Here is a 12,600-nt window from a genome sequence, read left to right as displayed (position 1 = left end):
GATCTTCCCTTCTATTTAGATTTCGGCAGGCCAAGCACGCGCTCGCCCAGAATGTTGCGTTGGATTTCGTTGGTTCCCGCGGCAATCGTGTTACCGAACGAATTGAGATACGCCAGCGGCCAATGCCCGGCAGCGGGCGCACGCGGGTCGAGCTTGTACAACGTGGAGTGCGCTCCGGCAATCTCGAAGCCAAGGCGGGCATTGCCCTGGTCAAACTCAGTCACCACCAGTTTGGTCTGCAAGGCCAGGCGCATGGGGTTGTCGCACAAGGCTGGGACGCGCGCGCGCTTGGCACTTTGCCGCAAGCCCTCGGCCAATATTGCGCGCTGGACAATTGCGTCGCGGGTTACCGGATCATTTGCCGCAAGACCACCGCCGCGCTTGGTGCCGCGTGCGAGCTCAATAAGCTTGTGGATGGTCACAGCCGGATCGCCAAACCCGGACCCGGCGCTGCCAGCCCCTTCGGCCGCACCGCGTTCTGCTGAGAGCGTCGTCATCGCCACGGTCCAGCCCTTGCCGATGTCGTCGAGGCGATGGGCATCCGGAACCCGCACATTCTCAAACAGCACCTCATTGAAGCCTGTTTCGCCGGTCATCTTGATCAGCGGGCGAACCGTTACTCCCGGGTGGCCGGCGATGGGGCACAGGAAATAGGTCAACCCCTCGTAGCGATGTTCCGTGCTGGTGCGGGTGATCAGAATCATCCACTTGGCGAAGTGCCCCAGACTTGTCCAGACCTTGTGGCCGTTAACGATCCAGCCGTCGCCGTCGGGCACGGCCATCGTGCGTTGATTGGACAGGTCCGAGCCAGCGCCCGGCTCCGAGAAACCCTGACACCAGATTTCTTCACCCGAGAGGCATCCGGGCAGGAACTTACGTTTCTGCGCGTCAGTACCATGCTTCATGATGGTGGGAGCAACCATACTGAGCCCGACAATGTTGATCAGGTACGGCACCCCGGCGTGCTCGAGTTCCTGGTTGGCAATGCGCTGAAGGCCACTCTGCCCGTGGCCGCCGTATTCCACTGGGTAGTCGGTGCCGATAAGCCCCGCTTCGTAGCACTTGCGCTGCCAAGCCTGGAGATAGTCGCGCTGCGGCACCGTCATCACTTCAATGGGGGTTATCGGCAAGCGTTCCGGCGGCGGGGGTGGAGCATTCTCGGCGAGCCACTTGCGTGCATAGCTGCGAAACTCTTGTGGCTCCATTTTTCTATCAAATGCATTCATCGTTTTTTCCTCATCAAAACTTCAAACGTTGGCCATGCCAACGCGGCGGTTGTTCTCTCATTTGCAGTGTCAATCCGTGCGAGTGACAGCAACCTGCGTGTCCCAGTTAAGGTCATCACGCGGATCGGTCAAGTGACCGGCGGGAAATCGAATCGAGACTGCAGGGTCTGCGACATCGAGACAAAGTGCATGGTTGTTATCACCATCGCCAAGATCGGCCAGCGCCATTGGCTTCACTAAGCGTGTCTTTCCGTCCGGACCGATGACTGTCACCTCGTACAGCATGCCGACACCCGCATCCGCATCGCCACCAACCCGCTTTTTGACTCCCCCGTCCCAAGTAACGCGCACCACTTGCGCCGTCCCTACCGGACAGCCATCGCCGCCGCCCCAGGGCAAGCGCGTCGCTTTGCGCCCGAGCGCCCATTCCGCTTGGGGCACGCGCTCGGCCCAGACCAGGCTGGGGCCGTTCTCCAGAGGGGTGACTTTTACCGACGCGCCGTGGAAATTCACCAGATGATCCTTCGACAGCACATTGCCCACGATCTCTACACGTGTGGGCTGGTTTTTGGCGCTGCCGTACTCCCCAATCAGCAGGGCGGTACGCAATTCACCAGGATCGTCGGCGGGTGCCAGCGTGAGACAGACCACCTTGCCAACCTGGCCTGATGCGGTCGTTATACGGAAGTCTCCTGGCTCCAGTGTGGCGATATCAACTTCATGGGAAAAGATGACCGGCATGCCGTCCATGCCGCCGGCGCCTTTGCACGATGCCAGGCTAAACAAATGGGGCAGCCCGTTGTCGAGGCCGAAGAAAGCCGACACCATGCCAGCTCCCCGCCCACGCGCATCGGCCCGCGCGGTCACCTTCGTCACTGTGGTGTCGGTCTGGGCATAGGTATCAAGCGTGCGCTCGTAGCCTATGAGGAAAACTAGGTTGCGCACGACGACGTTTTGCGAGGCCAAGGCAGCAAGTCCTGCTGCAATGAGGGCAATGGCAATCAGCACATAGCGCTTGCGTGTGCCCATCTCAGGCGCTCTCTTGAATTTTTCGCGACACCAGCCAGAGCCGATCCTGGCCCCAGACGCTGAGTACCGAATGCCCATTTTTGTCGAGTAGTCGGTAGCTGGGCACGCCCCAGATACCACAGTTGTACATCGCCTGTTGGTTGTTTTCCACCATGCTCTGCCAGTTGTCGTCTGCCAGATGCTTTTGCGCCTCCTCCCAATCTAGCCCCGCCATCTCGACCACACGGCGCATACCCGCGCGGCTGTTGGTGTTGATGCCCTTGGCAAAGGCGGCTTGCAAGAAGGCCCCCAAGAAGTGATTGCCACGCCCCTGACCCAGCGCCCACATGTACAGGCTGTAGCCTTGCTCTATGGGTTTGCCGATCGGGTCAAAGAAATGCCCGAACTCGACGCCCAAGTCGCGCGCTTCCCGGCTGGCATCTTTCCACACATAAAAGGCTTTTTGGAAAGTCGCTGGAACACCGCGCATGACCATGGGCAAAACGGGGCGGACACTGAGCTTGACGCCAGAGGCGGCGGCCAGTGCCAAGGTCGGTTGCCAAGAGATGGCTGTGTAGGGGCTGCGCAGCGACACGAAATACTCCAGCGTCATTTCCGCCGCGCAGCTTGGAAATGTTGTTGCAATGCTGGGCTTGGGCGCGATGCGTGGGATGTGATCGGTTCGCACGGTCGATCCTGCACGCAAGCGTTGCTCAAGATGACTCAAGCGACCCACGCCCCAGTACCACTCACCTTCGTAATAAAACATGGCGCCGCTGTAGTGTTTTAGCTCAGAGCGGCGTGCCACACCTTTCTCAAGCGCAGCTGCCACAGCTTCCTTGGGGGCAATCCCCCATTTGATGGCCAGCGCACGCAATCCTGCTTCGTCTGAGCGCCAAAGGCAATCGCTGATGCGCACGCCATCAGTCATGAAAGCCTGCGTAGTCAGTCCGGTAAATATCGACAATGCCAAGTCAACCAACTGCTGGTTCGGAACTGAAGTGCTATCTGGAAAGCTGAGGCCGAAATACGGCGCAATAGCCGCTGAATCCCATCGGGACATGTCTTGGAGCAGTTGGGGTTCTGGAGTGTTGGCGTCATGCAGCCCCCGCACCAAATGCACCACCAAATTGATGTCGTAGGTGGCTGTCAATTTCTCAAGCACTTGTATGGCCAGATGGGAATAGCCGTCATCGACTTGGTGGAAGTACTCCACGACACGGCGGCGGCCTTGCCTTTGGCGCAGGTTTTCTGTGCGATTGCGCTCCCGCGCTTGCCGTCTATCGCTAACGAGGTGAGTCATCAGTTGCGACTGCAACCACCGCTTGAGAGCCGATGGGTTGCTGTCAGCCGCACCTTTTTGCCGCGTAATGTTCATGAACTGCCTTGTTCAAAAACCACCGCATTGCCATTGGAATTAGGGCGGGCAACCACATCTTTGTATTTCTTCTCTATCAAGTTGCGCTTGGTTTTCATGGTTGGCGTCAGCAAACCGTTTTCGATAGTCCAAGGGTCCCTAGCCACGAAGAAGTGACTGAGTTTTTCATGAGACTCGAGACGGGCGTTGACCTTTTTGAGGGTTTCTCCCAATCCAGTTAATTCTTCGGACATCTGCGCAACCTTTCCGGCTCCTGGGCCCATTACTACGACAGCTACAGGCTGAGGCAGACCGCTTCCCATGACGCAAATTTGTTCAACGTATGGGTTCTCTGCAATCAGACTTTCAATCGGCACTGGGGCAACATACTTACCTTTGGCAGTCTTGAAAAGCTCTTTGACTCGTCCTGTAATTTTGAGGCAACCGTCGGTATCGATCTCTCCCATGTCGCCTGTATGGAGCCATCCGTCACGGAAAGTTGCAGCTGTAGTTTCTGCCGCTTTGTAATAACCCTTAACGATGCAGTCGCCGCTGACCAAAAGCTCCCCTTCCTCAGAAATCTTGATCTTTGCGCCTTTTGCTGGCCCACCGACCGTGCCGATCTTGGAAAGCTGGAATGGATAATTGACCGTGACAAGGCCAGAGGTTTCGCTCATGCCGAAACCTTCTGTGATGTTGATACCAAGTCGCGCGAACCATGCCAATACGGCCGGCGAGATCGGCGCTGCGCCCGAGCCAGCGATACGCACATTCTTAAAACCCAGCAGCGTTTTAATCTTGTTTTTGACGACACTGCGCAAGATCGGGATCCGCAGCAGCCGATCCAGCTTTGCCTGCGGCATTTTTGCGAGAATACCGCTTTGGAACTTCATCCACAGACGAGGCACTGAAATGAAGATGGTAGGTGCGGCGTTGCGCACGTCCTCGGCAAAGGTCTCCAGACTCTCGACGAATGCGACCGAACAGCCATGGTAGAGACCCACGTGTTGCACCATAGCTCTCTCGGTGATGTGCGCGAGTGGAAGGTAAGAGATCAGTCGATCATGTTCGGTGTATTTGAGGGCCTCGACCGCCGTCGTTGAACTGTATCCAATATTGCGAAACGTGACCACAATACCCTTAGGCTCACCCGTCGTGCCAGATGTGTAAAGCAGCGAGAAGGTATCCTCCATTGTCGGGACATTGACGTCTTTCAGCGGCCCATGCTTAGCGATCAGATCCGTCATCTGGTGGTCGCAGGGCAAAGTTTTGTAGGGCTGAGCAATGGTGATGATGCCCTCGGGAATGCCCTCGCTTGCCGGTTTCAAATCATCCAGCTTGCCCAATATGATGGCTTTGGCCTCACTGTGCTCGAGCACATAACGAATCGTGTCGGCCCCGGCAGTGAAGTAGATGGGAGCGGGAATGAGGCCAGCGGCCGCGCAGGCGAAATCCGCGATAAACCATTCGGACGTGTTCTTGCCGAGAATGGCAACAACGTCGCCTTTCTTCAGGCCCAGCGCACGGAACGCAGAGGCAAGGCGCAGAACTTCATCGTGGACTTGCGCCCATGTTTTCTCGCGATACACGCGGTTCACGGGTTGACGGAGATAAACCTTGTTCGGGGTTTTCTGCGCCCATTGGCGCAGCATTTCATAAGGCACCGCGTAGGTGGTTTCAGCCATAACTTTGTCTCCTATGCATCGCCCGCTGTATGCGTCGATGACTGTTTTTGAAAAATTACCTTTCTATTGTTTTGTGCTGTTCGTCCCAAGTCTGTCCACAAGTGGACAGACTTGGTTCTAACCAGTCGATACGCTAGAAAAAAATTTAAAGGAAGACAAGCCCATGGTCGGACAACTCGAACAGGTGCTCTCGGCAATCGTCGTGGGTTTTGTAATGCTGGGAATGGGCGCATCGCTCTCGCTCGGTGACTTCAAGCGGTGCTTGCAGCAGCCGCACGGAGTCGGAATTGGCCTTGCCTGCCAGTATGGAATCATGCCCTTGTTGGGGTTTACCCTTGTCAAGACTTTGAACCTTCCAGACGCGGTGGCGGTTGGCGTATTGATCATTGCCTGCATGCCCGGCGGCACGACCTCGAACATGTTCACGTACTTTGCACGGGGAAATCTCGCACTGTCGGTGCTGATGACCGTGGCCTCAACCGTTTGTGGCGTTTTTGCGGTCCCGCTGCTCATTGGCATTTATGCCGGCGCGCTCAACCTTAAGATTCCGAATGAAAACATCGCCATTGCGCTGGTGATCATGTTGGTGCCGGTTGTCATTGGCATGTTCATACGGCACCGCAGTGCGCGGGCCGGCGAGATCACCGAACGGGCTGGCTCGATGCTGGGCATTTTTTTCATCCTCTTTTTGATTGGCGCTTGGGTGCCCCGCAACTGGCAGTTCCTCATGGAGACCCAAGGCGGCGTCTACGTTGCTGCCATCACACTGGGCCTCGCCGGCATCATCCTGGGGTACGGCGCGGCGCGGCTCTTGCGCATGAACCGCACTGATGCCCGCACCGTGGGCATCGAAACAGGCCTGCAGAACGGCCCGTTGGCTTTCAGCATCATCGCATTCACTTTTTCCGGGCCAGAACAGCAAAGTTACATGGCGGTGCCGGCGCTCTATTCATTTTTCATTGTGATCACTGCATCTATCGTGACTCTGTATTTCAGGGCAACACATAAGGAAGGTGCTGTGGCTGCATAGGTACAGGTGAACACAGCAGCTGTGACTAACGACGCGGGGCAAAAGAATGGGCAATGTGCATGAATTTCGGATCGTCGGTGTAGGCGCTTCGCCCTACACCCGAAAGCTGCGGGCTGCGCTGCGGTTTCGCAGATTGCCATTTCGATTTGTAGTATCCGGGAGCAAAGAGGCACGGGCCTTGCCGGACAGGCCTTTGCCATTGATCCCCTACCTGATTGCACCGGATGCCGACGGTAACCTAGCCGTGGCGAAGTCCGACACCACCCCGATTCTCACCTACCTCGATGATGCTTACCCGGAACGTCGCCTGCGGCCATCCGACCCCGCTCTTCGCCTCCTGGACCTTCTTGTGGAGGATTTTGGCGATGAATGGCTGACCAAGTGCATGTTCCACTATCGCTGGTCTAAAGAAGCGGATGCTCGTTGTGCAGGGGCCTATTTGCCGTTTTCCATGAACATGCAGATGACCGCCGAAGAAAGCGCCGCTGCCAGCGCCAGTTTCTCAAAGCGCCAGATTGCCAGACTGCGAGTGGTGGGGTCCAACGCGACGACCGCACCGGTTATTGAGGCAAGCTGGGGACGATTTCTCCAACTCCTCGATGCCCACATTCAAAACTCACCCTACTTCCTTGGGAATCGTCCAGGTGCAGGTGATTTCGGCTGCTTCGGACAAATGGCCATGCTGGTCATGAATGATCCAACGCCCGTGGCTCTGTCACGTTCGATTTCCCCGCGCACCTACGCATGGACGGAACGATGCGAAGACCTCAGCGGGCTCGATGTGTCTGATGCCGATTGGATAGACATCTGTTCACCGCCAGACACTTTGCGCAACATCTTGTCGGAAGTCGGTCGTGTGTACGTTCCGTATTTGTTGGCGAATGCTGCGGCGGTTCAACAAGGAGGCGTCACATTTCAATGCGAGCTGGACGGCCAACCGTGGGAACAGGACACCGTCACCTATCAGGCCAAGTGCTTGGTTTGGTTGCGGGATGCTTATGCAGCGCTTTCGCAAGCAGATGCGGCGAGAGTTGACCGGATTTTGAAGGGGACGGGATGCGAATTTCTTTTTTCGGGCTTATGAACCACGCAGGGCGCACTGTGTCGCAAGCCATCTTTCAGTCAACCCGGTTCCTTTGCGCACTATGCATGTTCGGTGCCTTCTCGGCAATGGCGCAAGATAAGCGACCGAACATTCTTCTTGTGGTGGTGGATGACGCGGGCTTCATGGACTTTGGAGCCTATGGCAGCGACACCGCAACACCCAATATCGACCGGTTGTCCAAATCGGGGGCAATGTTCAGCAGGTTCTACACTTCACCGCAATGCGGGCCAAGCCGGGCCATGTTGCTGACAGGGCAGAGCAATCACGCCATCGGCATGGGCAGCATCGCAGAGGTGATGAACGACCAAATGCGCGCGCTGCCAGCTTACCGGTTGAAATGGAAAGAAGATCAGAAAACGATTGCGTCGCGGCTGAAGGCGGCAGGCTACCAGACCTTTGCCAGTGGCAAATGGGGCATCGGGCACATCGGAGAAAACCTTCCCAACCGATTTGGATTCGACCGCTCCTGGGTGCTGGATTCGACCGGATCCGACAATTTCAGCACCATGTCTTACTTGCCGGTTTACAAGGAAATGAAGTGGTTTGAAGATGGCCAGAGGGTCTCGCTGCCAGAAGACTTTTATTCGTCGCGCAATATCGTTGACAAGATGATTGATTACGTGGACAAGAGCGAAGCTGGTAAACCATTTTTCGGCTACCTCTCTTTTCAGGCGATCCACATTCCACTTCAAGTATCGCGTGAGTACATCGACAAATACAACGGTGTTTTTGACCGGGGCTGGGACGAGATGCAAAAGGAACGGCTAAACAAGGCGGTGGCGCTGGGTCTGGTTCCAAAATCTACCCAGTTGCCGCAGGACACCTTCAACCGTCGCAAGTGGAGCGCATTAAGCGCCGAGGAAAAGAAATACTGGGCGCGGGTGATGCAGGTCAATGCCGGAATGATGGAGGCGGCTGACTTTCATCTGGGTCGCCTCCTCAATCATCTGGCAACCCGTGGGCAACTTGACAACACGATTGTGATGGTCGTGTCGGACAACGGGCCGGAGAGTGCCACGCTGGGCAAGACGTCTGAAATGCCCACCCTTCTTATAGAGAAGCTCTGGATGAAACAAGTCGGCTGGGATGTGCAGTATGACAACCTTGGACAGCGCGGCAGCATGGGGGCAATAGGCCATGAATGGGCTTCGGTATCTGCCGCCCCCTTGAACCTTTTCAAGTTCAATGCGAGCGAGGGTGGTATGCGCGTGCCATTCGTGGTTTCTGGCCCTGGTGTCAAGCCGCAGGGCATCCAGCATGCCCGGGCGCAGATAGCCGATATTGCTCCCACGCTGCTGGATGCAGCAGGGGTGGACTTTGCGAAGGAGTCATTTCATGGGCGCAGTCTTGTCCCCGTTCTAACAAAGCAGGCGAATCAGGTCTACGGCGAGCGCGACTCTATGCCATTCGAAGTCAGCGGCACCGCAGCGCTTTATCGTGGCAACTGGAAAATCGCCAGAATACCTGCACCCTACGGAAATGGCGAATGGCAGCTATTTGATCTGTCGGTGGACCCCGGCGAAACCAGAAACTTGGCGACAGCACAGCCGGAGTTGTTCAAGGACATGCGTGCCGAGTACCAACAATATTCTCAAACCGCTGGAGTTTACGAATTCGGTCCTGGTGAGAGCGCCCGCCAGCAGTTGATAAAGAACTCGATCGAGGTCCTCTTTTTCAGGTATCTCCACGTGATCATCGGCCTCGTACTGGCAACTATTGCGGTGCTCTATGGTGCCTTCAGGGCCGCTAGATTTTTTTATCGTCGCCGAAAAGCGTAATTCGTCGCCCATTACGTGCCCCGCACAAGACATACCAGCAACACCACTCTGAAATGACCAAAAAAACTATCTTGATCACGGGCGCCGGCACAGGCATAGGCAAAGATGCAACCAAATCTCTGCTGGCGCGGGGCCACACCGTTTATGCCACGACGTATTCCGAGGCTGAAGCTGAAAGCTTGCGATCCGAACTCGGGCCAAGCGCAAGGGTCTTCAAGCTGGACATTACCAACGCCGAAGATAGAGAGAAGATTGCTACGCTGGGCCTGGATGTGCTGGTCAACAACGCCGCACAAAACCTCTCGGGCTCACTGGCCGAGGTCAAGATAGACCGGGTTCGTCGCCTCTTTGAAGTCAACTTGTTCTCGGCGCTCGAACTAACGCAGATCGCCATCCGCAGCATGATCACTCGCGGCGGCGGCACAGTTATTTTTATGAGCTCCATCACCGGCCGCGTACCTGAGCCGTTTGTGATGCCCTATTCAATGACCAAATTTGCCATTTCTGCCGCGGCCGCTGGCCTTCGCGAGGAGATGAAGGAACTTGGCAAAGGCATTCATGTCTCGGTAGTTGAGCCCGGCCCCTACAACACCGGATTCAATCAGAAGTTGGTCGGTAGTCAGTTTGAGCATATAGAAAAAGAGGGTTCGATGTTCTCGCGCGAGCAGATTGAGGCGCGAAAGAAAGCGAGCGATGCGAGATTGCGTTGGCTTGAAGTCGGATCGACCGAAAGCATCGTCCGCAAAATCGTCGCGGCGGCCGAGGCGTCCAATCCAAAGCTGCGCTATGTGGCACCGTGGACTTTTGCGCTGCTTGTCCGCCTGCTGCGTATCTTCGGTGTGTGACCCAGATGAATCCTGCGGACAAAGGGACTGAGATAGGCCGGGCATGGACGGTGACTCTTGGGGTGATGGCTGCTCTATTTACATTGCTTGGGCTAGGGTGGCTTTTTGTGCCTGGAGTTGTATCAGCGCTCATGCGAATGCCACTGCTCGCCGGCGAAGGGTTGAGTACCCAGATTGGTGATCTGGCGTCCTTTTTTCTGGCGATGGGCGTATCGATCCTCATCGCACTCTTGAACCACAGTGCGATATGGCTCTACCCGGCTGTGTTGCTTTTGGTATTCGCAGCAGTGGGTCGTGTCATCGCATGGCTTTTTCACGGTGCTGGTTTACCTTTAGACATGGTGGTTTTCGAGCTTGTAGTCGCGGCTTTTCTAATCAGCGTGGCGAGCAAGTTGACCGCTGATCAAACCAAGAGTTGAGGGCGTCGCTTTAGCATGAAACATTGGGGCTTGACGACGCTCGGTCTTGTTGCCTTGGCCGCCACGGCCCTTCTCGTCACAGTTTCGGTCCTATGGAGGGACAGAGCGAATGAGAGGGCATCCGTTGACGTCTGTGCGCTGAAACACGCCGACCTCGGAAGCTTCATCGACATTCCTGGCGGAGGTTTCATTCAAGGCGCCGACTCCAGATATCCAGAGGAGGGACCGCCTCAGAAGGTGTTTTTGTCGCCTTTTCGTTTGCAGGCCCATGAGGTGACAAACAGCCAGTTCGCCGACTTCGTTGCGGCCACGGGATATGTCACCGAGGCCGAACAAAATGGTGGTTCGGCAAAGTTCACCGAGAGCAACACCCCCGAGAAATTCCTTTCCTGGTGGTTCCTCGACCGCGATGCGACTTGGCGCACTCCGGAAGGCGCCGGCTCCACGATAGACGGTCGGTCGCTCCACCCGGTTGTCCATGTCACGTTGAACGACGCGCGAGCCTATGCATCTTGGAAGGGCGGAAGAATACCAACCGAGGTCGAATGGGAGTACGCGGCCAGTCTTGGCCTGTTCGATCCTGCGGATCCTGAGTCTGGGGCGCGCCGCCCGGATGGCACATTGCGCGCCAACGTCTGGACGGGAGTATTCCCTGTGCTGAATTCGCGTCGAGACGGCTTTGCCGGTACCGCACCTGTAGCCTGTTTCGAAACCAGCAAAATCGGCGCTTATGACATGATAGGCAATGTCTGGGAGTGGACCGAGACGCGCTTCGGCCCAGCTGAGCCCCGTTTCACCATAAAGGGAGGATCCTACCTGTGCAGTGAGGACTACTGCCAGAGGTACCGCGTAGCAGCTCGGACAAGCCTTGAGGTGGATTTCAGCACTGCCCACATCGGCTTTCCCATAGCGCAAACTGTATCTCCGTAACCAACTGACGTTTGAACATGCCCTCTGCACTAGCTTTGACTTGGGGAGGGCCGCCACATCAATGGGTGGAGAGACAATGGTGCCAAGTCATCCACGTGTGCTGGTGTATGGGGTAGACCCGCGACGCTATACCAAAAAAGGTTACGTGATGCGTGTTGCGCCAGACCTGTATGGTGGCGACCTGCGCCGCAACCCCGAAGCGGTCAAACTGTTCACTGACCATGCCAAAGGCGGTGACCCGCACCGCTATCGTTACCAATTACTGGATATGCTTGGCTGGACCAGAATCTCCTGGATATGGCGGATGCGCCAGGCAAATCAGGTGCTTGTTTGACCTGCCCGCGTCATCGGGGACTTCTTGCGTTAGGCGCAATGACCAGCCACGCTTGCGGGAAATTAAACGAACTTTGATTCGTCCACCGGGTAGTAAGTGAGCCGCTCTTTTATCCAATTCTCAAACCCCTGCATGTCCAAAACATGTACCTTGCGGTATGAAAGTTTGATGAGCCCATGATCGGTGAGTTGCCCAAGTATCTTGTTCAAATACGGCCTGGTAACGCCAAGAAACATTGCAATGTCTTCCTGCGCGATGTCCATGTCCACCGCGTTAGACTTACTGTCTCCTCTTATACGCCAGGCATTCTTGAAGAGAATCCTCGCCAAAACGACGGTCTTGGGCAATGCCCTAACATCATTGAGTAACTCCACCAACTGATGTACTCGTTGGACGTTACTTATAAGCAGAGCCTGGATGATTTCCGGGTGAAGTTTCGCGAATTGGTAATAGGCTGTTTCGTCCAGCATCAGTAGTTCGGTGTCCCCAACGGCAATGGCGTCATGGGTTCGATCCGCCTGCGCGAATATAGTAACTTCGTTGAATTGTTGTCCCGGGCCCAGAATACTCGACAGCAACTCGGAGCCATCCTCGCAAATGGTCGTCATGCGGACATGACCACGCAGGACGATGACCAACTCAGCCGCATGGTCGCCCCGGCTTTGCACCAGTTGGCCTGTCGTGTAGTGCACCCGCCTACCAGCCGCAAGCAGGGCCTCTGCTACATGTGAGGGCAGCACATCCATCAGCCCGGCCGTGTAACTATTGAAACTGGAGATCATGTTTCGGTGGTTTGCATCCGTGCAGTCTAGTCCAAATGCATCGTAGTGGCGCCTGACCAGCTTGCGTGGCATTTGGCCCAGCTGGCTTCAGATCAAGGCGT

The 12,600-nt window shown here is 56.2% G+C and carries 12 protein-coding genes; 7 read left to right on the top strand and 5 right to left on the bottom strand.

Annotation, left to right across the window (positions count from 1 at the left end; genetic code table 11):
- Positions 1–11: 11 nt before the first annotated feature.
- The 4 genes from Q0O05_RS01905 to Q0O05_RS01890 all read right to left on the bottom strand — a co-directional run bounded on the left by Q0O05_RS01905 (position 12) and on the right by Q0O05_RS01890 (position 5,276).
- Entirely contained in the window at positions 12–1,226 is a 1,215-nt protein-coding gene (locus Q0O05_RS01905) for an acyl-CoA dehydrogenase family protein (RefSeq protein WP_293660164.1), read from the bottom strand.
- 69 nt (positions 1,227–1,295) lie between these two features.
- Positions 1,296–2,255 carry a hypothetical protein gene (locus Q0O05_RS01900; protein WP_293660163.1) on the bottom strand — a complete coding sequence of 320 codons (960 nt, stop codon included), beginning with the start codon at positions 2,253–2,255 and terminating at the stop codon, positions 1,296–1,298.
- A gap of 1 nt (position 2,256) precedes the next feature.
- Positions 2,257–3,552: a DsbA family protein gene (locus tag Q0O05_RS01895; protein ID WP_293660162.1), complete on the bottom strand. Its 1,296-nt coding sequence runs from the start codon at positions 3,550–3,552 to the stop codon at positions 2,257–2,259.
- A gap of 56 nt (positions 3,553–3,608) precedes the next feature.
- The gene (locus Q0O05_RS01890) at positions 3,609–5,276 is read right to left on the bottom strand and encodes an AMP-binding protein (protein ID WP_293660161.1); all 1,668 of its coding nucleotides are present in this window, start codon (positions 5,274–5,276) and stop codon (positions 3,609–3,611) included.
- A gap of 163 nt (positions 5,277–5,439) precedes the next feature.
- Here Q0O05_RS01890 and Q0O05_RS01885 point away from each other — a divergent pair, with 163 nt between their 5' ends.
- From Q0O05_RS01885 to Q0O05_RS01855, 7 genes are all read left to right on the top strand, one after another.
- Positions 5,440–6,306 carry a bile acid:sodium symporter gene (locus tag Q0O05_RS01885; protein ID WP_293660160.1) on the top strand — a complete coding sequence of 289 codons (867 nt, stop codon included), beginning with the start codon at positions 5,440–5,442 and terminating at the stop codon, positions 6,304–6,306.
- Between the two features lie 46 nt (positions 6,307–6,352).
- Positions 6,353–7,390 (top strand): glutathione S-transferase, encoded by a 1,038-nt coding sequence (locus Q0O05_RS01880; protein WP_293660159.1) that lies wholly within the window; start codon positions 6,353–6,355, stop codon positions 7,388–7,390.
- Between the two features lie 17 nt (positions 7,391–7,407).
- Complete coding sequence (locus Q0O05_RS01875) at positions 7,408–9,189, top strand: arylsulfatase (RefSeq protein WP_293660158.1); 1,782 nt, start codon at positions 7,408–7,410, stop codon at positions 9,187–9,189.
- 53 nt (positions 9,190–9,242) lie between these two features.
- On the top strand, positions 9,243–10,034 hold the full coding sequence (locus Q0O05_RS01870) for an SDR family NAD(P)-dependent oxidoreductase (RefSeq protein WP_293660157.1): 792 nt from the start codon (positions 9,243–9,245) through the stop codon (positions 10,032–10,034).
- Entirely contained in the window at positions 10,031–10,453 is a 423-nt protein-coding gene (locus tag Q0O05_RS01865) for a hypothetical protein (protein ID WP_293660155.1), read from the top strand. The genes Q0O05_RS01870 and Q0O05_RS01865 overlap by 4 nt, the downstream gene beginning before the upstream one ends.
- Positions 10,454–10,468: 15 nt before the next feature.
- A complete protein-coding gene (locus tag Q0O05_RS01860; protein ID WP_293660153.1) occupies positions 10,469–11,383 on the top strand; it encodes a formylglycine-generating enzyme family protein in 915 nt (304 codons plus the stop codon).
- A 76-nt stretch (positions 11,384–11,459) separates the two neighbouring features.
- Entirely contained in the window at positions 11,460–11,717 is a 258-nt protein-coding gene (locus Q0O05_RS01855; protein WP_293660151.1) for a hypothetical protein, read from the top strand.
- Positions 11,718–11,779: 62 nt separating this feature from the next.
- Here Q0O05_RS01855 and Q0O05_RS01850 read toward each other — a convergent pair whose 3' ends face one another.
- Positions 11,780–12,499 (bottom strand): Crp/Fnr family transcriptional regulator, encoded by a 720-nt coding sequence (locus Q0O05_RS01850; RefSeq protein ID WP_293660149.1) that lies wholly within the window; start codon positions 12,497–12,499, stop codon positions 11,780–11,782.
- Between the last annotated feature and the right edge of the window lie 101 nt (positions 12,500–12,600).

Origin of the sequence: Rhodoferax sp. OV413 (assembly GCF_945881795.1) — a bacterium.
GTDB lineage: Bacteria > Pseudomonadota > Gammaproteobacteria > Burkholderiales > Burkholderiaceae_C > Allorhodoferax.
The sequence above is the reverse complement of the archived record's forward strand: the minus strand, read 5'-3'. Positions and strand labels throughout refer to the sequence as shown.

Coding starts and splice junctions, on each gene's coding strand:
- Q0O05_RS01870 (WP_293660157.1), top strand. CDS start 9,243: ATGACCAAAAAAACTATCTTGATCACGGGCGCCGGCACAGGCATAGGC.
- Q0O05_RS01905 (WP_293660164.1), bottom strand. CDS start 1,226: ATGAATGCATTTGATAGAAAAATGGAGCCACAAGAGTTTCGCAGCTAT.
- Q0O05_RS01880 (WP_293660159.1), top strand. CDS start 6,353: ATGGGCAATGTGCATGAATTTCGGATCGTCGGTGTAGGCGCTTCGCCC.
- Q0O05_RS01900 (WP_293660163.1), bottom strand. CDS start 2,255: ATGGGCACACGCAAGCGCTATGTGCTGATTGCCATTGCCCTCATTGCA.
- Q0O05_RS01850 (WP_293660149.1), bottom strand. CDS start 12,499: ATGATCTCCAGTTTCAATAGTTACACGGCCGGGCTGATGGATGTGCTG.
- Q0O05_RS01885 (WP_293660160.1), top strand. CDS start 5,440: ATGGTCGGACAACTCGAACAGGTGCTCTCGGCAATCGTCGTGGGTTTT.
- Q0O05_RS01860 (WP_293660153.1), top strand. CDS start 10,469: ATGAAACATTGGGGCTTGACGACGCTCGGTCTTGTTGCCTTGGCCGCC.
- Q0O05_RS01890 (WP_293660161.1), bottom strand. CDS start 5,276: ATGGCTGAAACCACCTACGCGGTGCCTTATGAAATGCTGCGCCAATGG.
- Q0O05_RS01855 (WP_293660151.1), top strand. CDS start 11,460: ATGGTGCCAAGTCATCCACGTGTGCTGGTGTATGGGGTAGACCCGCGA.